The following is a 23,425-nucleotide window of genomic DNA, read 5'->3' as shown; positions in this document are numbered from 1 at the left end:
GACGATCCTGCCCTATAAATGGACTGACCCCACCCCGGTAGACGATCCTGCCCTATAGTTTGAGCATAGGAGGAGTGTATGGGCACACCACGATTTACACCTGAATTTAAGGAAGAAGCCGTCCGTCAGATAACGGAGCGCGGTTATTCTGTTGCTGAAGTATCCGACCGTCTGGGCGTTTCTGCGCACAGCCTCTACAAGTGGCTACGGGCTATCAAGCCTGATAACAGCGAACAGCATGCCCGGGATTTACTGGAAGCCAAAAGCGAGATCCTGAAGCTCAGGGCACAGCTGAAGCGCACTGAGGAAGAACGGGATATTCTGAAAAAGGCCGCGCGGTACTTTGCAAGGGAGCCCGACTGAAGTACCGCTTTATCAATGAGCACCGCACTGTATGGGGTGTCATGACGATGTGTCGGGTTTTATGCGTTGCCCGGGCTGGGTTTTATGCGTGGCTGCATAATCCGGTCTCTACGCGGGATAAAGATAACCAGCGTCTGCTGACGCTCATCCGCGATTCATATTCTCTGAGCGGTGGCGTCTATGGCTATCGTCGGGTTCATGGCGATCTGAATGAGATCGGTGAAACCTGCGGCAAAAACCGGGTGGGTCGTATTATGCAACTGAACCGGATTAAAGCCGTACGCGGCTATAAAGCTCCGCGTCGTATCGCTGGCCGGCCTTCAGTGGTTGCCCCTAATCGCGTGCAGCGGCAGTTTACTGTTGTCCGGGCCAATCAGGTCTGGGTCACCGATATTACGTATAGTGTGCCCGGAGTTCAGGGCGGGCATGGATGCTTAAATGAACCGCGAGTCTGTCTGGAATATTGAACCGGTAACTCACGATGAGAAACCCAACAATCCCACCGGGTGTGACGGTGGAGAACCTGAGCGGCAGTGACCTGCGGCATGCCCGCAGGGTGATGTAACCCGCTGACAACGGGGATTGAGGCGAGATCACTAAGCCGAGATGATCCTCAAGGTTAAGTACTGAAAGGCTGAAGAACATGAACCCGTTAATCCGCCTCTGTGGGTTGAAAACGTCACCACGGCCTACGTGATCTGACAGGCCGTGCAGGAGGAACTGGCAGTGATACGTAAGCACTGCCGGTCGAAGGTGTTTTGACATGTATGCGAAACACCGGGGCAGCAGCGTCTATCACGCTTGCGTTGCTGACTTCTGCCAACTTGCGGCAAGCAAGGATAAAGAGTGCGACGGGCAGCCTCCTCAGTATGCCTGAGTCCAGGCAGGTAAACCGGGGAAGGTCAGCGACGGATGTTAAGGGGGCATGGCTCCGATGACGCGCTGGCTGGCGGAGCTTCCGTAGTAGTCCGCGATGGGGAAAGCCCATTACATGGCGAAGGGAAGCAGTTTGAATGTGTTTGCGACGTGAATTAACTGACCTAACGAGGTGAAGACCTTTGATAATCAGCGAAATGCAACGCAAGCTTGCCACATGGGCAGCCACCGATCCGTCCCTACGGATTCAACGGCTGCTGCGTCTGATAACACAACCAGAATGGCTGGCTGAAGCGGCGCGGATCACGCTTTCATCAAAGGGGGCGCATACCCCCGGCGTTGATGGCGTGAACAAAACAATGCTACAGGCCAGACTGGCTGTTGAGCTGCAAATCCTCAGGGATGAATTACTCTCAGGCCACTACCAGCCCTTGCCCGCCAGACGGGTTTACATCCCTAAAAGCAACGGCAAACTGCGACCACTGGGTATCCCCGCGTTGCGGGATCGTATTGTTCAGCGGGCCATGCTGATGGCGATGGAGCCGATATGGGAGAGTGATTTTCATACGCTCTCATATGGCTTCCGGCCTGAGCGCAGTGTCCACCACGCGATCCGCACGGTGAAATTACAGCTCACAGACTGCGGTGAAACCCGGGGACGCTGGGTGATTGAAGGCGACCTGTCCAGTTACTTCGACACCGTACATCATCGACTGCTGATGAAGGCTGTACGCCGCAGGATCAGTGACGCACGTTTCATGACTCTGCTGTGGAAAACCATCAAGGCGGGACATATCGATGTCGGTCTCTTTCGGGCGGCCAGTGAAGGTGTGCCACAGGGCGGTGTTATATCGCCGCTATTATCGAACATCATGCTGAATGAGTTCGATCAATACCTGCATGAGCGCTACCTGAGCGGGAAAGCCAGAAAAGATCGGTGGTACTGGAATAACAGTATCCAACGGGGCCGAAGTACGGCGGTCAGAGAAAACTGGCAGTGGAAACCCGCGGTGGCGTACTGCCGCTATGCCGATGATTTTGTCCTCATCGTCAAAGGCACCAAAGCACAGGCGGAAGCCATCAGGGAGGAGTGTCGGGGTGTGCTCGAAGGCAGTCTGAAACTCAGGCTGAACATGGATAAGACTAAAATCACCCATGTTAATGACGGCTTTATCTTTCTGGGGCACAGGATCATTCGCAAACGCAGTCGTTATGGCGAGATGCGAGTGGTCTCAACGATCCCGCAGGAGAAAGCCAGAAACTTCGCCGCATCGCTGACAGCACTGTTATCAGGCAACTACAGTGAAAGCAAAGTCGATATGGCTGAACAACTCAACCGAAAACTGAAAGGCTGGGCCATGTTCTATCAGTTCGTTGATTTTAAGGCCAAAGTCTTCAGTTATATCGACCGTGTCGTGTTCTGGAAGCTGGCTCACTGGCTGGCCCGCAAATACCGTACAGGTATCGCTTCCCTGATGAGGTGGTGGTGTAAATCACCGAAACCGGGTCAGAGCAAAACGTGGGTTTTATTTGGTAAAACCAATCACGGCAAGCTCAGCGGCGAAATACTGTACCGGTTGGTGGGGCAAGGCAAGAAGCTGTTCCGCTGGCGGCTACCCGAAGGTAATCCCTATCTGAGGACGGAGACCAGAAACACGTATACATCGCGCTTTACAGAAGTGGCAATGGCGTTCGCCAGCATTTAAATGGAGAGCCGGATGCGCTGAAAGGTGCACGTCCGGTTCGGGGAGGAGAGGCAGGGAAATAGTCCGACTACGCCCTGCCTCTTACTCTACTTCGCACCTGGCAGGGCTGGCTGTATCTGGCGGTGGTTATCGATCTCTTCGCCCGTAATGTGGTCGGCTGGTCGATGAAACCCACTCTCTCACGCGAACTGGCACTCGACGCGCTGATGATGGCGGTCTGGCGACGTAAACCTGACGGCGAGGTCATCGTACACTCGGACCAGGGCAGCCAGTACGGCAGTGACGACTGGCAACGGTTCTGTCGGGCCAATAACCTGGCACCGAGCATGAGCCGGCGTGGCAACTGCTGGGATAATGCGGTGGCCGAATCGTTCTTCAGTTCGCTGAAAAAAGAACGGATCAGAAAACGTATCTATAAAACCCGGGATCTGGCCCGGGCCGATATCTTCGATTACATTGAAGTCTTCTACAACCGGGCCCGGCGCCACAGTCACCTTGGCGGCGTCAGTCCGGAGGCCTTTGAACAGGCCTCGTCGTGAGGACAGGAAATGTCTACTGTTGTGGGGTCAGTCCAAAGAGGCTATGCAGGTGTCTTGATTTTGTGGTCCACTACAAATTTTCGCCGCAAGGGAAAGCAACGTTTGCCAGTACGCAACCCGGTGCCACTGGTGACGCCAGAAGCGCTGAACCAGAGCTGGTCCATCGATTTTATGCACGATGCGCTGGTGTGTGGCAGACGCTTCCGGACCTTCAAAGTGGTTGATGACTTTAACCGCGAGGCTCTCGCCATAGAAATCGACCTGAATATCCCGGCGCAGCGGGTGGTCAGAGTGCTGGACAGGATCGTGGCAAACCGGGGCTACCGCTGAAGATGCGGATGGACAACGGACCCGAACTGGTCTCACTGGCGCTGGCACAATGGGCTGAGGAACATGGTGTGATGCCGGAATTTATAAGGCCAGGTAAGCCGACACAGAATGCCTTCATCGAGCGTTTTAACCGGACGTACCGGACAGAAATTCTGGATTTTTATCTGTTCAGAACCCTGAATGAAGCACGGGAAATCACAGAGCGCTGGCTGACGGAATATAACAGCGAGCAGCCTCATGAATCCCTGAATAACCTGACACCGGAAGAGTACCGGCTAATGGCGGAAAAACCGGAACTCTCAAAAAGTGCGTGGAACTAAAACAGGTGTGCTTACACGACGACTAGCTAATTTAAACCTGCTAAATTGTGTGTCGGACACATTAATGAGTCCGACACACATATTAATTAAATTGCCTACATTTATTTAGGAAGCATAGATATTGCACTTATGCGATTTTACGGCGGCGCGACCAGTGATTTCCTGCCAATATAAAAATAACTATAACCCCAACGATAGCTGCACCTAAGAATACAGTAGATGAATCTCCGGGTATGAACTCCATAAACGACGAAAGGAATTGACCGGAAAAAATCGCCATCGAAAGCCATGCTAGATTTCGCCCTCTGACACTCATATGGCTTTGCTCAACGGTCATGTGATTAACAAGCGGTACAGACAATCCAAAACCGAATCCCATCAAGATACCACCTACTGTAAATATCGAAACAGAAGAAGCTATGGAAAAGATGATGTGAGCCAATGTATAACACGCAAAAGCAGCGTAAAGAGTTCCAAACTCATGAATGCGGTCAACTATTTTTGGCATCAATGCTGCGGCGCCAACTGCTACTAGTGAAATGAATGACAGATAGTAACCAGTTTCCGCTGAGCCTATGCTCATTTTGTAGAATTGTTGAGGAATCACTATGATGCCGGTGAAAAAACAAATCATAGAGAATACTGCTGCGATAAATACTGGCTTCAGGCTTCCGATTGTTTCTGGTTTAGATAAGCCATCAAGCACCTCATTCTTTTCAGAAACTTCATAAGATGGTTCAGGAATAAAAATGAGTTGCATAGCAAGAAAGAGCCAACTGACAAGATACAATACAAATGGCCATTGCCAACCTAATGTAGCTAGGGTCCCTCCAATGAATAGGAATATCACCCCTCCCAATTCAATAGACATGCCTTGCGATGCAATCATTTTTAATCTAGACCGTCCGCTGTAAAATGTAGAAATCAACCCTGTTCCTGCTGACATTACAATTGCCGTAGCTCCCCCAAGCAGTAAGCGATCAATCATTACCGTTACAAGTCCATGAAGAAAAACTCCTGCGGTTCCCAAAAGCCCATAAAGGAAAAGGCCCCAAGAGAGTGCCTTATAGGCCCCGGCCTTGTCGATGAATTTGCCGGCTAATGGACCAAATACTACAACCCCTAGTGATGGTACGGTGACGAGCCAGCTTGCTGCAGACGGTGTGCCAAGATTTTCTGCGACTTCTGTCAGTCCGGGAACGATTACGCAGCCCACCATGATAGTAAGGCATGCAACCGCCAAGAGCGTAAACGCCCCCATTTTGTTCATTTCATTCATAACACCCCCTCAATTATCCGAATGATGGTCATGCAATCCGTTAGATGGTTGCATTTTCGGGCTACCGCGTTTATTAGTCAACGATTGAAAGGTAAGTCGAATGTAAGCAAAATGAATTATCATTAATTAAATTGTTGTGAGATTTAATTTTTATGATATAAATCAATTGGTTGAAGTTTAATTATCATGTGGCATTTACCAAATTTAGTCAAAATAAGCTTTCATTTCGTCAATGCCGTCATTAAACTAAACCCTCGCGTTGTCCATATAATGGATGATAATAGGTGTGATTGAGGTTTCGCACTTGAACTGACGGGTGAGATATGAGCAGTGATGCAGAAAGTAATGGTTCTCAAGTTATCGCTAGGGCTGCGAAAATTCTTCATGCTCTTGAAGTACACCCGGGCGGTCGAACTATTTCGCAGCTTTCTCGTGAGACAGCTTTGCCTAGGACAACTGTCCATAGATTGGTCACCTCGCTGGAATCGCAGCAATTACTCATTGCAGGTGCTTCAGGGGTTAGGTTAGGACCTGCCCTAGCACGTCTCGCAGCTTCAGCACACACTGACATTATTTCTCTCTCAAGAGCATCCATTGAGACGCTTGGGCGAAGAACTCGTGAAACTGTTGATTTAAGTGTTTATAGAGGGAGTCACGCTGTTTCAGTTAGTCAATACACTTCAGACCAAGAGCTTAGAGTGGTTTCGGCTGTTGGCACTGCTTTCCCGTGCCACTGTACTGCTCATGGAAAAGCTATTCTGGCTAATTTTAGCGATAAGCAAGTATCTGATCTTATTGGAACACGGCCGGATGTAAGGACCAAAAACACCCTTTCAACACTGCCAGAAATTCTTGAGGAACTGCGGGAAACACGCGAAGCAGGATACGCTATTGATTGTGAGGAGCATGCAAGAGGTGTTTGTGGAATTGGTGTTCATTTAGATATTGGTCTTCATGAACATTACGCAGTTTCAATTGCAGTTCCTGCAATCCGATTTGAGGAAAAGCTCGACCTTCTACTTAGCTCTTTGCTTCAATGCAAGGCTGAGATAGAGGCTTCAATAAGATAGGTAATTCAGCCAACTTACTGATAGTGCTTTATGTTCAGATAATGTCAGATGACTTTATCATGCAGTTCCACCGATTTTGAGAACGACAGTGACTTTCGTCCAAGCCTTGCCAGATGCTGTCTCAGATTCAGGTTATGCCGTTCAATGCGCTGCGTGTAACGTTTGCTGATTACGTGCGGCTTTCCCTTCAGGCGAGACTCATACAGCGGCCAGCCATCGGTCATCCATACCACCCCATCAAAGGGTGACAGCAGGCTCAGAAGACGCTCCAGCGTGGCCATAGTGTGCTCACCAAGGACGTGTGCCACGCCTGTCTTCCGTATCCTGTCATACGCATAAAACAACCAGCGCTGGCGTGATTTGGTGCCCACGTAGCTCCGCTTCCCATGAAACTTGACCATTTAGCGTGCTGAGTGCATTCCTGCCCAAGCATATATCTTTATAGCAACAGTCTTAAAAGTGGAGCTGTGATTTCAACGCTTTTGTGATTATTTCTTCACATCGCCCTTCTATAGGGTTACTTTATCTTCAAACCAGGATTCAATAGGATCAGGGTATTGAGACCAGAGATGTGGGCCTTCTGCCATCTCTTTGTCGGTTAACAACGCTGCACCCAGTTTTGCGCGCAGTTCAGCTTCCTTCATCTCTATCCCGATAAACACCAGCTCCTGGCGGGCATCGCCAATGCCATCGACCCAGTTTGCCTCGATAAACTTCAGCGACTGTTCATCTTCCGGCCAGCGATCTCTGGGCACGCTTGCCCACCACATTCCGCCGAACCCCTGTCTTGCTACTCCTCCCGCCTGTGACCAGCTTCCGGCGTACTCCGGGCGACTCGCCAGCCAGAAATAACCTTTCGATCTGACTACACCGCCAAGTTCATTTTCCAGAAAATGACAGAAGCGAGTGGGATGGAAAGGACGGCGGGCACGGAATACAAAACTCGTAATGCCATATTCCTCGGTTTCAGGTGTGTGTTCGCCACGCAACTCTTTTAACCACCCAGGGGACTGAGCCGCTTTATCAAAATCGAAAAGTCCGGTATTCAGCACATCGTCCAGAGGAACCTGTCCGAACTGTGAAATAATTATTTTTGCCTGAGGATTGAGAGACACTAAAATAGCCATCAGCTTCTCTCGCGCACCGTCGCGAATCAGGTCAACTTTGTTGAGGATCAGCACATCACAGAATTCGATTTGATCAATCAGCAAGTCAACCACGCTCCTTTCATCACCTTCACCTAACGATTCTCCGCGTGACTGAATACTGTCTTGCGAACCATAGTCCTTCAGAAAATTGTACGCATCCACCACAGTGACCATGGTGTCAAGGCGGGCCACCGTCGAAAGGCTTTCACCGTCATCGCCCGCAAAGGTAAATGTTTCAGCAACAGGCAGAGGCTCAGATATACCGGTGGACTCAATGACAAGCTGATCAAAACGCCCTTCTTTTGCCAGACGATTAACTTCAAGAAGAAGATCTTCGCGCAACGTGCAGCAAATGCAACCGTTGCTCATTTCTACCAGTTTTTCATCAGTCCGGGAGAGTTCTGCACCACCTTCCCTCACAAGGGCAGCATCAATATTCACCTCAGACATATCATTAACAATGACAGCAACACGACGGCCTTCCCGGTTGTTCAGAATATGGTTAAGCAGTGTCGTTTTCCCTGCTCCCAAAAATCCCGAAAGTACGGTAACCGGCAGGCGTTTATCGCCATGAAAATTTGCACTGACTTCGGACATTACCTTACATCTCCTCAGATATTCGTTGTGTTCGGATTAACCAGGAGCGTTGAGCACGGTTAGCTCATCGCCTTTAACGGCGTTGTAAAAACAACTCCGCCGACCTGTGTGGCAGGCTCCACCTTTTTGATCCACAAGCAGTAGTACCGCATCTCCGTCACAATCCAGACGGATATCATGTACTTGCTGAACGCAGCCGGAGGTCTCACCTTTTCGCCAAAGGCATGATCGGGATCGCGACCAGTAACAGGCTCTGCCAGTCAATAAGGTTTCATCAAGAGCCTGTTGATTCATCCAGGCCAGCATCAACACCTCTCCAGTGTCATATTGCTGTGCAATCGCAGCGATCAATCCATGAGAATCCCAGGGTATTGTTGCCAGGATATCTTCAAGTTTAAAAACTGCACCTGCATGGGCTTTTTCCAGTAAGAGAAACATTGGCACCTCACTTATCATATGTTATGTTATAACGTAACAATTAAATTTGCCAGTTCTTCTTTACTTACATGGCACGATCACAACATCAGTAGATTTCCATCGTTTCAGGACAAGAAAAGAAAACATCGCTTGAAAATTACAGGAGGCTCAATGAGTAATAGTCCATCTTCTCTAAGTACAAGGAATACTACATTATCGTCTGCGGATTGTTCCGGGCTGAGAGAGCTGATGGCGAGTAAGAAGGTACGAATCACACCGCTCCGGGAGAGAGTTTATAATTTTGTCAGTCATGCTAAAGAAAAAGGCATTAGCGCATACCAGATTCTGGAATTAATGAAGAAATATAATCCGAATGCAAAACCGGCTACGGTTTATCGTTCTCTGGATTATTTGCAACAGGCAGGGGTTATCGTAAAAATAGAATACTGTAGTAAATTCATTAAAAAAAATAATTTATCATCTGATGTTGTGACCATTTTTTTGATTTGCTCAAATTGCGGAATAATAATTCAACATACTGACAAACTCATCCATACTTACATTGAGGAAAAGGCAATAGATTATGGTTGTGCTGTACAAAAAAAAGATATTGAAGTTAAAGTTATTTGCCCTGAATGTAGAGGAAAGATTTAAACCAGCTATCCGCAAGCTGTGCTCTTGGCTGAAAATTTAGAGCATTGTTCAGTAATGTAGTCTTGTTTGATTCTGGAATTTCGTCGTAGCAGTAACGGGTATACGAATATCTTCATTCATACTGAGCTTGGTATGCTTCCACTTAAAATCAGCACATTATGGAATAACAACAAACAGTTAAGCTAATCAGTAGATTGATGCGGGGAAATTTATGGAAACAACACTACTCTCTCAGCTTTATCTCACAACCCCGGGTAACCCGTCACTTTAGGTTAATTAGCCTGCCTGGCCAGAAATAAAACATCAGGGTAACCATCAACAATTTATGAAAAAAATTAACTTTCGTGTGGCTGGTAGATAATAATTGTGCATGTCAAAACTGTTTGAGCTCATCGGAAACAACACCAACAAATTCATTCCCGTGACTAACACATATTCTACCCTAACTAGCCCCCCATTGTGGCGGAATCAGCATGTCTTTGTCAGGCGCCCATTACAAACACAACATCATGTGATGTGTAACGACTCAGTCCTCTGACTTCAGACCTGAGCTTATCACTCGTTCGCGCAAGTCTGAAAGGAGATTAGAGGTTAACGCTGCGTAGTGAGGTACAAAATGCGCAATTACAGCCAGCTATCGGTATGATTTGTGTCGCATCGGCATTTATCGCTTCCGACGGTATTGCATGCCCGTTGTTCACGGCACTCGTGGTGTTTATTTGTTGCCCGACAGGCACTGGTGATGTTGAAACAAATGCCGCGGCATGAAAAGACGTCACTAACAGCGTCGCGCCAACGATACTCAGTACTTTCATTTTTATCCCCTCAAATAACCTCAGAAGTCTACTTTATCCCTGCCAGGGATACTGCGCCAGTATAATGGTGCGAAATTATGTCATAAAGGCACAGGCCCCTCCATTTAAGGGGAGAGTTGAGGATACCATACTTGCCGTGCCTCAACGTGAAACGAGTACCGACGATAACTCATTGTATCCTTGAATGCTTCTTACTGGTCAGGCCTGCCAGACTCACCCCCATCACGGATAAAAGCGCCAGGGCACTCGCCGGAGCTAGTACGACCCAGTACGCGCGTTCAAGATAGGGCATGCCTTCCGCGAGAACTCTGCCCCATTCCGGCTCAGGTGGTGATGCCCCCAGCCCCAGAAATCCCAGTGACGCTAATGCCAGCGCGATTCCAGGCAATCGCAGCATGGCATGACGGAAAAGAGGGCCAATGAGTGCAGGAAAAACATAGAACAGATTCTGGCGTAGCCAGCCCGCACCCAGAACGGGCAGCATACTGATATAAGCTCTGGCACGTATCTCTGTTGCCAGTGCGGCAGTGTGTGTCGCCAGAGGAGCCCAGCCGACAGCCGCTATTGCAATGGCAGCACCTGAACTGCCGGGGCCGCTCACCGAAACGACCAGTAACCCCGCAATAACCGGGGGTAAGGCATTCGCCATCTCGGTTGGCCCCACGAATACCCGGGGGAAAAGGCCAATCACTAATCCCAGAACCAAACAAATCATCGAGACCATCAGTGCCAGAAAGCAGGTGTGCACCGTACCGTGCGCTACTCTCGCCAGTAAATCACGCCCCATGGCGTCTGCACCGAAGGGCAGTGCCAGAGAAGGCGGTGCCAGGCGCAGAAACTCAGACGTGTACGGGTCACGTGGTAATCCGGCCAGCAGAAGGAGAGTCAGTGCGACGCCACAGATCACCGGTAATACAATCAACAGTTTTCTGTTACTGTCGTCCGGCTCAGTGGTTACCGGCAGAGATGACGAACGTAATGCGCTGCCAAGAATAAGGTATCTGATCCCCGCGGCCAGAATGCCAAACATAAATGCGATAATCAGCAGGAATAGAATACCGGTCTGCAACGCAGGAAGATCCTGTGCGACAACGGCACCGAGCGTTGCTCTGCCCAGCCCCGGGATGGCAAACACTTTCTCGACGGCTACTGCACTTCCCGTCAATGACACCAGAATAAGACCGAATAACGGCATTATCGTGGAGAGGGTTCGCTTGAGCACCGCACAAATAATATGCCAGCGCACTATCCCTGCAACGGTCCAGGTAATGACCCAGTTTTCGCTGAATGTTGCGGCTGCTGTGACGGGCTCCTTTTCATTGTCTCAAGCGACCCTGTCATTCCTGTGGCTGTCGTTAGCGGGTATTACAATTGGTGCAGGATTAACTGCGATATTGATGTATGGCAATGGGATTATCCGGCGCAAATTTGGTGTGGCACCAGGTAATGATGTGTTGTTGAGTCTCATAGTACCGTTTCTTGTATATTCCGTAGCTGAATATATGCAGGTATCAGGAATTCTTGCTGCAGTCGCCGCAGGTATTTGCATGAGCTATGTCGAAATGTCGGGACGTTTGCAGGCAACGACCCGGGTTGAGCGTCAGGCGGTATGGACGATGGTGCGGTTCACATTGAACGGAATGATGTTCGTTCTGCTCGGAGAACAACTGCCTGTACTGTTGAAGGGGCTAAAACTGGCTGCCGATGAAAGTGGCGGGCGTGAGTTGTACTGGTTGCCGATTTATGGTGCACTGATTTGTCTGGGGCTCGTGCTGACCCGACTGCTCTGGGTTGTTGTCTCTTTGAAGCTGGGGGAGTTTTTTGCCAGGCGCCGTGGCAAGCAACGCACAAAAATCAGTAAAAGGATCATGCTTGCTATATCTGTCGCAGGCGTTCGTGGGGCTGTCACACTGGCTGGTGTTATGACACTGCCACTGGCGATGTCTGATGGTTCGCCATTTCCTGCCCGCGAGCTTGCTATTTGCCTGGCCGCAATTGTGCTGTTGTTTTCCCTGGTGATTGCAAGCGTGGGGTTGCCTCTTCTCCTGAAAAAAGAGCACCATCCTGCTAATGACCAGGTATTGAGAGAACGTACGATTGTTCAGGATGCAATATTGAATGCGGCGTTGAAAAGTATAGCAACAACGTGCCAGGAGTTAGCCGCGGAGCATCCGGACGACATCACGTTGTACACAAATATGGCCGATCGCCTGTCGATTTCATTGCTACGGCAGTCAGGTAAAGATGAACAGGAAAAGTCATCAGAGGCATTGGCGCGTGAACAGGAGATTTCCCGCAACATGCGTCTTAAGGCTGTTGTAGCCTCGCGCCAAGCGGTTTACCATCTGGCTAAGCAACACCGTATTTCTGATACATTAGCTCGTGAGCAAGTGTTATGGTTGGACATGGAAGAAGCCCGCATTCTCGGTGGGCATTTGGACTGACCCCATGGCGAAAATCATCCTGGACTGTGTCGCAAACCAGTCAATCAACTTTTCACGAGAGAGCTTAACTCTTCCACTAGGCTTGCCTTCCGATGAAATGCTGAAAAGATAAAAATTTGTTTTCGCGAGATAAATTCAAATAATGTTCAGCCTTGACATGGTTTCTCACCCTTTCAATGTTGATTAAATCCACCACTATCATGACGGTATTGAGAGATGCCGTGAAGGAGGGGGAAGACCATCTCATTGCTTACAGATGAACAGAACAGGTGATGAATTAAAAATCTGACACAGAAAGTTATATTGTTTGATTTCCGGCTATTAATACGGTAATCATTCTGAAACCGGTTAGCAGAATATCTGATACTATGTAGTTCGTCCTCGATTTTTGCTACGCTTTATATCACTTATCTGTTTCAGACATACGGCGGATTTTGCATAGGCATATTTACGGTTTATCCCAGAAGTCGCCGCCCAGAAAGCCTGTTTCCAGAGTACCTGGGCAAGATAATACTTACCACTGATTTCTGCCTCTGTTGCAGCATTGTTTAATTCAGCCCATTTCGGTTTCGTAAACGTGCGTCTGTCGTTAATGTCTATTTTTCTCAGCGACACTGATTTCTCCGGGATCTGATAAGTAACGTAAGCATAATTCCAGTACCATCTGGAAATTCCTGAGAGGATAGTGGACACTAAATATGGCGGACGCTATCCATGAAATCATTAACCCCTGTGTGTAAAAAAGCCCTAATTATCCTGTTAAGATCAAAATTAGAATGGTTCAATTCTTATATCGACCAGAGATCTCTGTAGCGCACCACACACGTGAGCATGGGATAAACGATAATCTGCTGTTGAAGTAGCACCGGTACTGGCGCGAAGGAAACTCCCTCCCCCTTCAACAACAGAAAACAGCATGTCTGAGTAAACCCTTATAACACTTGGTGCCGAAGAAGATGTTGTCCCCACAACCACCTTCCGGTCATAGCCTGTAGTTGCTGCAGCAACTGAATCACTCAACATTAACAGTGAAATGATGTTCCGGCATGGAACCAGCCAGCAATATAAATATAATCGTAAAAATGAACATTAAAAGAGTGATATTCCATTATGCTATCATTTTTGTACAAATACCCAGAAATTAAATTAATTTATTGGTGTTTTTCCCAACTTTCTGGAGGTGTCGATGAAAGTGATTATATATGCCACATCAATATTAATACATATCCTTTTTTACTGTAGTGTAGTAAGTGGCCGATATTAATCATTCACTTATAAAGTCGTACAGAATCCGAGCACCAATTTGCACCATACTCGTAAAATAATTTATCGCGCACTTTCATTTGAAGGTCGCGAGAAAATATCGAAGGGACTAATTCTAACTATTGAGGATATCAACATAAATTCTGGGCAGTAAAATATTGATACAACTCTTAACACTATGGGCTATATTTATTTGTATTTAACAAGTCAGGTGAATGCTGGTAGTTGTGAAGATAAAACTTGGGAGGTATATGTTGATGATACGTATGTTTTCTCCACGGGTGTGAGTGCCGAACAAACTTGCTAGGGGGAGCAGTTATATATAATTCTGGAGGAGGATTCAGTACTATGCGATGCGTTAACATTAATACATGGTTCATATCTAATGCTTTACAAGCATCTGTTAGACCCGTTGCTGGTATTATTTAAAATTTTGGTTCTAATGCCAACATTACCACATCTGGGACAGTAATCGGAGAAGGGGAATAAGCTACTGGTATTTATATCGGATTTAGCTTCAATTCTGGGTGATAGCACTATTAAGGGAAGTATTAATAATGCCGGACGACTTGATTCATCAGGAAAACGGAGCATCTAAAAACGCTGACGATAAATGGAAACTATACTGGAGCATACGGTATTCTCATTCTGAATACTGAGTTACATGATGATAACTCAGGCGACAGAACGTCTTACTGTTAATTGCAACACATCCGGACATACATGGTTACAGATAACAACCTGGGCGGCTCCGGTGCCTCCACAGTGGAGGGGAGAGAGGTTGTAACAGTAAATAGTAATTCTGATGGTACCTTCGATAAATCAGGGCGCATTGTGGTGGGAGAATATGGCTATAATGTTATACAAAAGACAGCAACTGGTACCTGACCAGTATGCAGTCTCAAACAGATCCGAATAGGCCTGTTATACCGTCTGCGGATTAACAGCAGTATCGCCCGGAAACCGACTGCTATCAAACGAACATCCTTGCCGCCAATACGTTGTACGCCATCTGCTTTCACGATCGTCAGGGAGAAATCCAATACTCCGAGACGTTGGCCGGCGAGCAGAAGGTCATCAGATTGTGGATGAGCTACATCGAGCGAACATAAGCGTTTTAAAGAAAGTATCGGGGAAATTAGCACACGGAGCAACCGTTTTGTGATGCAACTGGGCGGCGATATCGCACAATGGGGTACCGATGGTCTGGATTGCTGGCTCCAGGGTTTGATGATCGGTTACGCCAACAGTAAGAGCCGCAGCCACCCCGGCCTGACCGCATACGCTTAATGCGGGGAAATTGGCGGCTACAGCGCGGCTCGGGATGACACCAAGGTATGCGAATGACAAAACCGGTGCATACGTCGATGGCTGAATGCTCTATAACTGGTTTGACAACACTGTGTCAGGATAGAGACTGAACGCTACTGATAATTTCAGAACATACATACGTTTTATCAACATATATTTTCGTTTTTTATCTTCAAAATTTTCAGCAGTTACTGGATATATAAAAAATATGGTTCCGAGTTTTAAGGATTTTATTGCTCACTTGTCATAATCCTATATGATTCCGAATTCTATTACCCTCGCCCAACAAATGGCATATTGTTTGCAATGATAGTAATTTCCAAAACGTTTGTCGTAACTGGTAGCTGTGCCATCATCTGTATAGCAGTAGCCACGTCATTTACGCTCATCATATCTTCTGCGCTTACAGAACCATCAGCCTGATAAACGCCCTTTCTCATTCTGCCAGATAGTGCCGTTTCAGCGTTGCCGATATTTATTTGGCCGCAAGAAATATTAAATCTTCTACAATCAAGTGAGATAGCCTTAGTTAAACCAGTCACAGCATGTTTAGATGCTGTATATGGTGCAGTATAGAGTCGAGGTGTTAAAGCAGAAACAGAAGCATTATTGATGATACGTCCTCCCATTGGCGTTTGGTCTTTCATGATTTTAATAGCCTCCTTCGCACACAAGAAAGTGGAGTGTACATTTGCACTGAACACTCGCAACCATTCATCGAATGAAATTTCTTCTATTGTTTGTGCCGGACTATTATTACCCGCATTATTAAACAAAAGATCCAGTCTACCAAAGCGTGTTCTGATAGCACGAAATAATGACTGTGTTGCCACTTCCTTAGTGACATCTGCCACCATAGGGATAAATCTTTCCGGTGAAAAACCTTGTACACATTGTTGCAAGCTTTCTTCATTACGGGCAGCAACAATAACAGTATATCCGATGTCATATAACGCCTTTGCTGCAGCAAAACCAATACCTCTGCTACCTCCAGTAACCAAAGCAACTTTACTCATAACTGACTCCGCTTATGTAAGAATAATATCGTTTTTGACGAATAACAAAGTGCTTATTTGTGTATTCAGAGTTTTATAGCGACAGACTAATTTAAACTATAATAAGTGATTAAAGAAAAGTGGTTTTTATTTTATATTGTCAAATATATCGCATTCTTTGGTGGTAAAGTAAATGTGTCTTTGCACAAATATCATTGTTAACATATTGGCGAAAGCACAGATGATATCCGTTGGGATATCATTCCTGTAAACACATATTTAGGGGGCAATAATGGCTGGTTAAATTTCTATTTAGAGAGTAAACTGATGCTATTGTATTGAGATATATGTGATATGTGGGTGAGTTTGTTGATTAATAGTATTAACCTTAAAGTGGTTTGTAAATGAAAAACCCTTTTGTCGCTAAATGGAGCAGGAATGGCAATCTATTATGCCATGGGCATTGGATTATCAGTTTCAGAAATAACCCGTTTATCCTCCCTGAGAAAAGGAGAGATTGTCATATGGGGACATTGGCCATTTACTCAATTATTGACCCTGATGACGAATTGTTTTTAGAAGGATTAGATGAGGATGACTGGATTCTGGCGAATATTGAATGGCTTGCAGATTGTTTCGAAGATAACTCAGTGCCCATAGAAGAACCTTTTTTCAGATTTTTTTATCAAGCTCTTAATGCTGCAGATTGGCGATGTACAAGTTGCGCAGGCTGTATATAAGGTGCATTCTTGAATGAAAAATATTTTTGGATGTAATTCTGGATGATGGGAGTGTTATTTATAATGACCGAGACCTCATCGGCAGGGATTTGCATGTCACTGATATTAAACGCGTGGATGTTTTCGGTAGAGCCACAAGCCAGGCACGGAGAGTCCGATAGAAAGTGCGCCCACAATCGACGAGCTTTTCAGGAAATTGGTCAGTAGCGTAATCATCAATGGTTCGCTATAGCCAAAGTGGCTGATTTTCACTGCAGAGAGCATCGCCGTATAGGCTGAAATTCCCGGGAACATCGGGATCACCGCCGCAACAGTAAATACTTTTGGATGCGCCAGATACCAGCGAGACCATTGAATGCCGATGCTACCGACGAGCAATGAGGCGATAAAGGTTCCCCATTCAATATTAACCCCGGCGATCATCATTGCCATGCGCGAACCGTGACCGAGTGCGCCAAGCAGCGCACACCAAGGCAGGACGCGGTGCGGGACGTTAAAGACCATTGCGAACCCCATTGCGGGGATCGCGGAAAGCAGCATATCCTGCATCAGCGTGAGAATGAAGTCGATTATACCCATCCGCGAAGCCCCCAAAGTGTCAGTGCCATGACTACCCCCACGCAGGTTGCGAGCGTCAACAGGCTGGCTATAGCCCAGCGAGCCAGACCCGTATTGATGTGGCCTTTAAACATATCCGCCACGGAGTTGATCAGTGGAAAGCCGGGAACCAGGAGCAATACGCTTGCAGCCATGGCTACTGTTGGCGTCTGGCCAAAGATTGGCAGATACAGCAAGAGTCCGGAAATCGTGGTCGCGACAAATGCGGTAACGCAAAAGTTGATCTGCGGATGCAAATGGCGCTGTGCCAGGCTCTGACGAATATACATCGCCACCATGCTGGCAAATAAGGTAATCACTGCACCATCCCACCCACCGTTGTTCAGCTTGCAAAAACAGGCGCAGGAAAGACCAACCATCCATGCTACTAACCCGGGAGGGTAGCGGAGTGGTTTTACCTGACTAAAACGTTTTTCGACGCCTTTGTAATCTAGCAATTTGTGTTCTGCAAGGATGACAATGTGCTGAACTTCGGTGACCACGTGCATGTTAATACCGCGGTCCTGATTTTTACGCGTAGAGGTCAGGCATTGCCCGTCTTTTATAGTAGTCAGAATAATAGCATTAGAGGAGATAGCGATTTCCACGCTGTCCATCCCTAATGCCAGCCCAAGGCGGCTCGAGAGCTCATCTACCAGTGCGCTCTCCGCTCCGTGTTGCAATAGAAAAAGCCCGCACTGAATGCACAACCGTGTAACTGTTCGTTGTAATGACTGCTCTGCTTGCATGACTCGCCCAGGCTGAAAAGACGTGTTGTGTAGAACATGATGACGATAGACCTCTTTGTATCCCGTCTTCATTGTTAGTTATTTTGATTGCACCTATATGTAGAGCATAGGGTTGATATTAACTACTGACATACAATATCACTCTGCTACAGAAAAGTGATAACTGTATAACATTAATATAAAGTGTAGTATATGGTATCACCTCTGTTTTCTGTTACATATGATTAAATTGGGAAATGTAACAATAAACCACTATGGTTTTTAGGCGTATGTGTAAAAATGATGACGAGGTGGAGTATGGTTCTTTTAATCCTTCTTTTTTATGATTATATTAAAGCTGCTGAAAAGCAGCATGCATTCCTTTTACATCAAATGGTGTATTCGCCCCCCATCACAGAGGTATTAGATGGGGGGGGTTTATGCTTATGTTCTGCTTCATTACTCTCTCATGTATATTTAACTTTTGTTGATTATTCTGTTATTAATTGATTAATAAGTAATGTGAAAAGGGAAAATCCATATCGTGAGAAGGGTTAGAAATGGATTTTTTATGAGAATATTCCCAGCGCCTCGAGTGTAAAACATAAAAAAAGTTCATTTTGCAATCCGACAGAACATTTCTACAACACGCTACATATCAATATGATAAAAAGTTAATCCAATTTTTTGTGGCGAGCAGAGCTTTCCCTAAATAAATTACTGTGATTAAGTCCATACTTTTACCAGTAAAACAACAATCCTTCGTCTGGTAATAGTACCCATGACCACCGGCATGTTGTCAATGATCACTATATTCGTTATAATTCTTTGTGCGTTATGCTAATGCTATTAGAGATAGATTTTTTTATCATGAACTTTTGCTAACTGGAGTTTTTATGACTAGCTGGCATCTGGAATCAAAAATAGCACAAGATATTGTTGACCGGGCAATGGATATCATTGATATAAATATAAATATCATGGATGCCCACGGGCGAATTGTTGGTAGCGGAGACGCTGAGAGAATTGGAAAAATCCATGAGGGTGCGCTTCTGGTTTTGTCTCAAAACCGAGTGCTAAATATTGATGATTCCGTAGCTCGGCGTTTATTTGGTGTCTATCAAGGTATTAATCTCCCTTTACACCTGAATGGTGAGGTTGTCGGTGTAATTGGTCTTACTGGTGATCCTGATTTATTAATAAAGTTTGGAGAGTTAGTCTGCATGGCGGCTGAAATGATGCTAGAGCAGGCTCGTCTTATATCTTTTTTAACTCATGATAATCGTTTGCGTGAAGAGTTTGTGATGAGCATTATTAAATCTGAATCATATTCACCGACACATCATGTCTGGGCTCAGAAGCTTCGGGTTAATATCCATTTGCCCAGAGTTGCGATCCTTATTGAAGGAGATCTCAGAAATGGACAGTCTGATTCGACTGAAATAATATCTGTACTTCAGAGTTTACAAAAGATTCTGGTGGGACAAGATGAAAATAATCTGATTGCTATTATATCACCAGTAAGCATGGCTATATTATTACCTGCGTTGAATAATAATGTTTTGGATGAGAAAGAACATCTTAACCATATAGATAAACTGATATCTCGCACAAATGAAAATAACTCTTTAGTATTTCGTGTTTCTCAGGGGAAGTATTTCCCGGGGGAAGGCGGTATTGCCCGTTCCTGGCGAACGGCAAAGGCTTCAATGTTTGTAGGGAAGCAGCGTATGCCAAAGGCGCGTTGCTATTCTTACCAGCAGTTAATGTTGCCTGTTCTACTCAATAGCCTGAAAGATAGCTGGCAGGCCAGTGAGATTTTATCTCCGGTTAACCGATTGAAGTTAGAAGATAAAAACGGGTTGCTTTTAAAAACTCTGACCGCATGGTTCCGCTATGATCTTCAACCTCAACGGGTATCAAAAGCATTATTTATTCATAGAAATACTCTTGAATATCGATTAAAAAAGATAGCTGATTTAACTGAGCTAGATCTTGATAAATTTGAAAATAGAGTAATGCTGTATATCGCAACGCAACTTGATGATACACAATGAATTTTATATTATCTTTATAGATTGGTTTTTCAGTATCATATTACGTTGAATATCATTGTGGTTTCTTATATTGTTTAGTCTGATATTGTTTATTTATAAGGGCGTGAATGTAAAAGGGTGATGTTACTCCCAGGCAAATTGTAAGTGAAATATATTTCCAGTATGGGATCTGACTTAGGTATAACGTTCTAAAAGTGGATTGAATAAATCTTCTTATTGGCTATTTTACTATATATATTATCCTTGTGTAGTTAAATATCCAAGTAAGATAAACTGCAAAAGTTATAGTAAGAGGATTAATATATTTTTATATGATAGCTCCAAACTGGTGCTTGTATTAGCAACAACTCTAAATAAAAAATCACCATCTCCCTAGGGAGATGGTGATTTTTTATTTAAGGCTATAACCTGAAGCATACCTATGCTGGAATATCTCTGCTTACCACCACAAGTCGGAATAAAGGATTGCGAGGCTCTGGCGCTAAAATTTCAGCCAGATCATGTACATCTTGTAGTAATAATGCCACTAAAAATATCGATATCTACTCTGATGCGGTATCTGAAAGACTGCAGCGCCATCAGGCTCTACAATCGATTCCCACACATAAGAAAGATGTTATGGTGCAACACCACTTTTGGTCACGTGGCTACCTTGTATATGCTGTCGGGGTGAACGAGGTAATAATCAGACGATATGTGAGGCATCAGGAGTAAATGGAACAAATACGTGAGCAGCGGATGGAATTACTAACGTAGTAAGCGGAAAGTGACAATAGCTCCCCTTACAGGGGGCATTATTAAAAGCCACCTTCTAAGAAGGTGGCTCTTACTAATAATAAAAGTTATTGAAACCTGGCTGATGGTTTCTCAAAAATATTGTTCAAGTCACCGGTGCCGGATTGAACACCGCCAGTTGATTGTGCAGTCCCCATTGATCGGAGTACGTTTTCTTACGGCCGCTGGCGACATCGAGAATAAACTCGAACAGCTTCTGACCGACTTCCTCAATCGTTTCTTCGCCCGTGGCGATGGTACCCGCATTGATATCCATTAAGTCGTACCAGCGGTTTGCCAGCTCGGTACGGGTCGCCATCTTAATTACTGGCACGGCTATCAGGCCATAGGGGGTGCCGCGACCAGTGGTGAACACCTGGACGGTGATACCGGACGCTACCTGCTGTGTACCGCAGACAAAATCGCTGGCGGGTGTTGCGGCGTAAATCAGGCCGCGTTTGGTCGGACGCTGGCCCGGAGAGAGCACTTCGACAATAGCGCTTTTACCGGATTTCGCAATTGAGCCCAGCGCTTTTTCCACCACATTCGCCAGACCACCTTTTTTGTTACCCGGTGAGGGGTTAGCGCTGCGATCAGTTTTCCCCATATCGAGATAGTTGTCGTACCATGCCATCTCTTCCAGCAGACGCTTACCAACCTCTTCGTTTATGGTGCGCGGTGTCAGCAGATGGATCGCATCACGCACTTCGGTAACTTCTGAGAACATCACAGTGGCGCCGCAGCGTACCAGCAGGTCAGAGGCATAGCCCACCGCCGGGTTCGCCGTTACGCCAGAAAATGCATCACTGCCGCCGCATTGCATGCCGACGACCAGTTCAGAGGCCGGACAGGTTTCGCGCTGGCGCAGATTCAGCTTAGCCAGATGGCGCTCAGCGACCTGCAGGATATCATCCACCATGGAACGGAAGCCCACATGCTTCTCATCTTGAAGGCTGACGATGCTGGCGCTGTCTACCGGAATACTTTGCACATCGTCAGTACCTTCCAGTAAACGTTCCGGCTGCAGTTTTTCACAGCCCAGACCAATGACCATCACTTCGCCACCAAAGTTTGGGTTCAGCGAGATGTTATGGATGGTACGAATCGGCACCACGGCTGCCGGAGCGTTAATTGCCACGCCACAACCGTACAGGTGGTTAAGTCCGACCACACCATCGACGTTTGGGTATTTAGGTAGCAGATCGCGTTCAATGATTTTGACGACGTAATCCACCACGCCCGCCACGCAGTGTACGCTGGTGGAAATGCCGAGCAGATTTTTGGTGCCCACGCTGCCATCGGCGTTGCGATATCCTTCAAATGTGTAGCCTTCCAGCGGCGGCAGTGCTTCCGGTACTTTGGTAGCCAACGGTAGGGTGTTCAATGGCGGGGCTTTTGGCAGTTCAACCATGGATTCATCAATCCAGCTTCCGCGCGGAATATCACGCATGGCGTAGCCGATCACTTCGCCGTAACGTACGATTTCGCCATGAACCGGAATATCCACCAGCGCGACTTTATGTCCCTGTGGAATATGTTCAATCAGCTCAAGCCCATCCGGGAATCGCGTCCCGGCTTTCAAACCATTGTCATTAACAATGATCGCCACATTATCTGTCTCGTGGACTTTTATATAAAATGGGCTCGGCGATTCTTGTCTGATTTCGATGTTGGTCATTGTCCAGTATTCTCCAACCTGAAAAATTAAATGTGATTATTTTGCTTTCATTAAAAGTGTGGCAGTGGTTTATAAGTATTAATGTGATCTAAATCACCCTATATGCCGCTGAGCCTTTTAGAAAGTACATAATTAACAGATCTGTGTGCTTGCTCGCCCTCTGTGGTACGCATGCACAGTTTGTATATATTTTAATATTTAAATGTTGTGCTTTTGCACGGTGCGCACATTGTCCTTCTGGAATACAATGAAATTGAATAATAATTGCCTTTGATTTTAAAAAGCTATTTCTGGCGTACAAAGAAAAGCACTGGCTGCTTTAATTGCATTAATACCCGACCATATTCTCAGGAAAATTAGAGGAAAAAATAATGATGGATAACGCCATTACTTCAAAGAAAGGGGTGCCAACCCGTTATTTGATACTATTAATTATTTTTATTGTTACAGCTGTTAACTACGCGGACCGCGCAACACTTTCTATTGCAGGCACCGAGGTGGCAAAAGAGCTGGGTCTTTCAGCCGTATCTATGGGTTATATTTTTTCTGCTTTCGGTTGGGCGTACCTCCTGATGCAAATCCCTGGCGGCTGGCTGCTGGATAAGTTCGGTTCGAAGAAAGTCTACACTTACAGTCTGTTCTTCTGGTCGCTGTTTACTTTTCTGCAGGGTTTTGTCGACATGTTCCCGCTGGCTTGGGCGGGTATTTCAATGTTCATCATGCG

Annotated in this window: 17 protein-coding genes and 7 pseudogenes; 14 read left to right on the top strand and 10 right to left on the bottom strand. The window is 46.3% G+C overall.

Going from position 1 to position 23,425, the window contains the following annotated elements; translation table 11 throughout:
- Positions 1 to 78 precede the first annotated feature (78 nt).
- The 4 genes and pseudogenes from FDX04_RS19830 to FDX04_RS19810 all read left to right on the top strand — a co-directional run.
- Positions 79 to 764 (top strand): annotated as a pseudogene (locus FDX04_RS19830) (IS3 family transposase); the annotation flags it as partial.
- Positions 765 to 1,436: 672 nt separating this feature from the next.
- A complete protein-coding gene (gene ltrA / locus FDX04_RS19820) occupies positions 1,437 to 2,945 on the top strand; it encodes a group II intron reverse transcriptase/maturase (protein WP_001189111.1) in 1,509 nt (502 codons plus the stop codon).
- An 80-nt stretch (positions 2,946 to 3,025) separates the two neighbouring features.
- Positions 3,026 to 3,484 (top strand): annotated as a pseudogene (locus tag FDX04_RS19815) (IS3 family transposase); the annotation flags it as partial.
- Between the two features lie 75 nt (positions 3,485 to 3,559).
- Positions 3,560 to 4,134 (top strand): annotated as a pseudogene (locus FDX04_RS19810) (integrase core domain-containing protein); the annotation flags it as partial.
- A gap of 127 nt (positions 4,135 to 4,261) precedes the next feature.
- Here the strand turns inward: FDX04_RS19810 and FDX04_RS19805 are convergent.
- Positions 4,262 to 5,413: an MFS transporter gene (locus tag FDX04_RS19805; protein ID WP_170975174.1), complete on the bottom strand. Its 1,152-nt coding sequence runs from the start codon at positions 5,411 to 5,413 to the stop codon at positions 4,262 to 4,264.
- 323 nt (positions 5,414 to 5,736) lie between these two features.
- On the opposite strand from FDX04_RS19805, the gene FDX04_RS19800 reads away from it, so the two are divergent.
- A complete protein-coding gene (locus FDX04_RS19800; protein ID WP_101739910.1) occupies positions 5,737 to 6,483 on the top strand; it encodes an IclR family transcriptional regulator in 747 nt (248 codons plus the stop codon).
- 44 nt (positions 6,484 to 6,527) lie between these two features.
- On the opposite strand, the pseudogene FDX04_RS19795 reads toward FDX04_RS19800, so the two are convergent.
- The 3 genes and pseudogenes from FDX04_RS19795 to hisI all read right to left on the bottom strand — a co-directional run.
- Positions 6,528 to 6,857: pseudogene (locus tag FDX04_RS19795) on the bottom strand (IS1 family transposase); the annotation flags it as partial.
- Between the two features lie 135 nt (positions 6,858 to 6,992).
- Positions 6,993 to 8,228, bottom strand: a complete 1,236-nt coding sequence (gene zigA, locus FDX04_RS19790; protein ID WP_101739909.1) for a zinc metallochaperone GTPase ZigA — start codon at positions 8,226 to 8,228, stop codon at positions 6,993 to 6,995.
- A gap of 36 nt (positions 8,229 to 8,264) precedes the next feature.
- The gene (gene hisI, locus FDX04_RS19785) at positions 8,265 to 8,666 is read right to left on the bottom strand and encodes a phosphoribosyl-AMP cyclohydrolase (protein ID WP_101739908.1); all 402 of its coding nucleotides are present in this window, start codon (positions 8,664 to 8,666) and stop codon (positions 8,265 to 8,267) included.
- Positions 8,667 to 8,816: 150 nt separating this feature from the next.
- Here hisI and FDX04_RS19780 point away from each other — a divergent pair, with 150 nt between their 5' ends.
- Positions 8,817 to 9,299: a Fur family transcriptional regulator gene (locus FDX04_RS19780; protein WP_137371380.1), complete on the top strand. Its 483-nt coding sequence runs from the start codon at positions 8,817 to 8,819 to the stop codon at positions 9,297 to 9,299.
- 584 nt (positions 9,300 to 9,883) lie between these two features.
- Here FDX04_RS19780 and FDX04_RS19775 read toward each other — a convergent pair.
- Positions 9,884 to 10,114 (bottom strand): hypothetical protein, encoded by a 231-nt coding sequence (locus FDX04_RS19775; protein ID WP_101739906.1) that lies wholly within the window; start codon positions 10,112 to 10,114, stop codon positions 9,884 to 9,886.
- Positions 10,115 to 10,283: 169 nt separating this feature from the next.
- Positions 10,284 to 11,411, bottom strand: a pseudogene (locus FDX04_RS19770) (ABC transporter permease subunit); the annotation flags it as partial.
- Between FDX04_RS19770 and FDX04_RS19765 the strand changes: the two are divergent.
- The 4 genes and pseudogenes from FDX04_RS19765 to FDX04_RS19745 all read left to right on the top strand — a co-directional run.
- On the top strand, positions 11,383 to 12,558 hold the full coding sequence (locus FDX04_RS19765) for a cation:proton antiporter (RefSeq protein WP_137371378.1): 1,176 nt from the start codon (positions 11,383 to 11,385) through the stop codon (positions 12,556 to 12,558). The pseudogene FDX04_RS19770 and the gene FDX04_RS19765 overlap by 29 nt on opposite strands.
- A gap of 1,839 nt (positions 12,559 to 14,397) precedes the next feature.
- Positions 14,398 to 14,523, top strand: a complete 126-nt coding sequence (locus FDX04_RS24705) for an autotransporter outer membrane beta-barrel domain-containing protein (protein WP_137371382.1) — start codon at positions 14,398 to 14,400, stop codon at positions 14,521 to 14,523.
- A gap of 21 nt (positions 14,524 to 14,544) precedes the next feature.
- Positions 14,545 to 14,709: an autotransporter outer membrane beta-barrel domain-containing protein gene (locus tag FDX04_RS24700; protein ID WP_137371377.1), complete on the top strand. Its 165-nt coding sequence runs from the start codon at positions 14,545 to 14,547 to the stop codon at positions 14,707 to 14,709.
- A 231-nt stretch (positions 14,710 to 14,940) separates the two neighbouring features.
- A pseudogene (locus FDX04_RS19745) lies at positions 14,941 to 15,111 on the top strand (autotransporter outer membrane beta-barrel domain-containing protein); the annotation flags it as partial.
- A 293-nt stretch (positions 15,112 to 15,404) separates the two neighbouring features.
- Here FDX04_RS19745 and FDX04_RS19740 read toward each other — a convergent pair.
- Positions 15,405 to 16,148, bottom strand: coding sequence for an SDR family oxidoreductase (locus FDX04_RS19740; protein WP_137371375.1), 744 nt, complete (start codon positions 16,146 to 16,148; stop codon positions 15,405 to 15,407).
- Positions 16,149 to 16,531: 383 nt separating this feature from the next.
- Here FDX04_RS19740 and FDX04_RS19735 point away from each other — a divergent pair, with 383 nt between their 5' ends.
- On the top strand, positions 16,532 to 16,867 hold the full coding sequence (locus FDX04_RS19735; protein WP_137371374.1) for a hypothetical protein: 336 nt from the start codon (positions 16,532 to 16,534) through the stop codon (positions 16,865 to 16,867).
- A gap of 105 nt (positions 16,868 to 16,972) precedes the next feature.
- On the opposite strand, the gene FDX04_RS19730 is transcribed toward FDX04_RS19735, so the two are convergent.
- Together FDX04_RS19730 and FDX04_RS19725 are read right to left on the bottom strand one after the other, a co-directional pair.
- Positions 16,973 to 17,446, bottom strand: coding sequence for a threonine/serine exporter (locus FDX04_RS19730; RefSeq protein ID WP_137371373.1), 474 nt, complete (start codon positions 17,444 to 17,446; stop codon positions 16,973 to 16,975).
- Positions 17,437 to 18,213 (bottom strand): threonine/serine exporter ThrE family protein, encoded by a 777-nt coding sequence (locus tag FDX04_RS19725; RefSeq protein WP_137371372.1) that lies wholly within the window; start codon positions 18,211 to 18,213, stop codon positions 17,437 to 17,439. Before FDX04_RS19725 ends, FDX04_RS19730 begins: the two co-directional genes overlap by 10 nt.
- An 875-nt stretch (positions 18,214 to 19,088) precedes the next feature.
- Here FDX04_RS19725 and FDX04_RS19720 point away from each other — a divergent pair.
- Positions 19,089 to 20,249, top strand: coding sequence for a sugar diacid recognition domain-containing protein (locus tag FDX04_RS19720; protein WP_137371371.1), 1,161 nt, complete (start codon positions 19,089 to 19,091; stop codon positions 20,247 to 20,249).
- A gap of 457 nt (positions 20,250 to 20,706) precedes the next feature.
- A pseudogene (gene tnpA / locus FDX04_RS19715) lies at positions 20,707 to 20,963 on the top strand (IS200/IS605 family transposase); the annotation flags it as partial.
- Positions 20,964 to 21,129: 166 nt separating this feature from the next.
- Here the strand turns inward: tnpA and garD are convergent.
- Entirely contained in the window at positions 21,130 to 22,701 is a 1,572-nt protein-coding gene (gene garD / locus FDX04_RS19710) for a galactarate dehydratase (protein WP_137371370.1), read from the bottom strand.
- A 371-nt stretch (positions 22,702 to 23,072) separates the two neighbouring features.
- Here garD and FDX04_RS19705 point away from each other — a divergent pair.
- Positions 23,073 to 23,425 (top strand): MFS transporter (locus FDX04_RS19705; protein WP_137371369.1); only part of this gene is annotated, 353 nt, incomplete at its 3' end.

The organism is Citrobacter sp. wls615 (assembly GCF_005281355.1).
GTDB lineage: Bacteria > Pseudomonadota > Gammaproteobacteria > Enterobacterales > Enterobacteriaceae > Citrobacter > Citrobacter werkmanii.
Note: the sequence above shows the minus strand (reverse complement) of the source record. Positions and strands in the feature narration are given on the sequence as shown.

Coding starts and splice junctions, on each gene's coding strand:
- FDX04_RS19805 (WP_170975174.1), bottom strand. CDS start 5,413: ATGAATGAAATGAACAAAATGGGGGCGTTTACGCTCTTGGCGGTTGCA.
- FDX04_RS19780 (WP_137371380.1), top strand. CDS start 8,817: ATGAGTAATAGTCCATCTTCTCTAAGTACAAGGAATACTACATTATCG.
- FDX04_RS19765 (WP_137371378.1), top strand. CDS start 11,383: ATGACCCAGTTTTCGCTGAATGTTGCGGCTGCTGTGACGGGCTCCTTT.
- FDX04_RS19740 (WP_137371375.1), bottom strand. CDS start 16,148: ATGAGTAAAGTTGCTTTGGTTACTGGAGGTAGCAGAGGTATTGGTTTT.
- ltrA (WP_001189111.1), top strand. CDS start 1,437: ATGCAACGCAAGCTTGCCACATGGGCAGCCACCGATCCGTCCCTACGG.
- FDX04_RS19720 (WP_137371371.1), top strand. CDS start 19,089: ATGACTAGCTGGCATCTGGAATCAAAAATAGCACAAGATATTGTTGAC.
- FDX04_RS24700 (WP_137371377.1), top strand. CDS start 14,545: ATGGTTACAGATAACAACCTGGGCGGCTCCGGTGCCTCCACAGTGGAG.
- FDX04_RS19775 (WP_101739906.1), bottom strand. CDS start 10,114: ATGAAAGTACTGAGTATCGTTGGCGCGACGCTGTTAGTGACGTCTTTT.
- FDX04_RS19730 (WP_137371373.1), bottom strand. CDS start 17,446: ATGGGTATAATCGACTTCATTCTCACGCTGATGCAGGATATGCTGCTT.
- garD (WP_137371370.1), bottom strand. CDS start 22,701: ATGACCAACATCGAAATCAGACAAGAATCGCCGAGCCCATTTTATATA.
- hisI (WP_101739908.1), bottom strand. CDS start 8,666: ATGTTTCTCTTACTGGAAAAAGCCCATGCAGGTGCAGTTTTTAAACTT.
- FDX04_RS19735 (WP_137371374.1), top strand. CDS start 16,532: ATGAAAAACCCTTTTGTCGCTAAATGGAGCAGGAATGGCAATCTATTA.
- FDX04_RS19725 (WP_137371372.1), bottom strand. CDS start 18,213: ATGCAAGCAGAGCAGTCATTACAACGAACAGTTACACGGTTGTGCATT.
- zigA (WP_101739909.1), bottom strand. CDS start 8,228: ATGTCCGAAGTCAGTGCAAATTTTCATGGCGATAAACGCCTGCCGGTT.
- FDX04_RS19800 (WP_101739910.1), top strand. CDS start 5,737: ATGAGCAGTGATGCAGAAAGTAATGGTTCTCAAGTTATCGCTAGGGCT.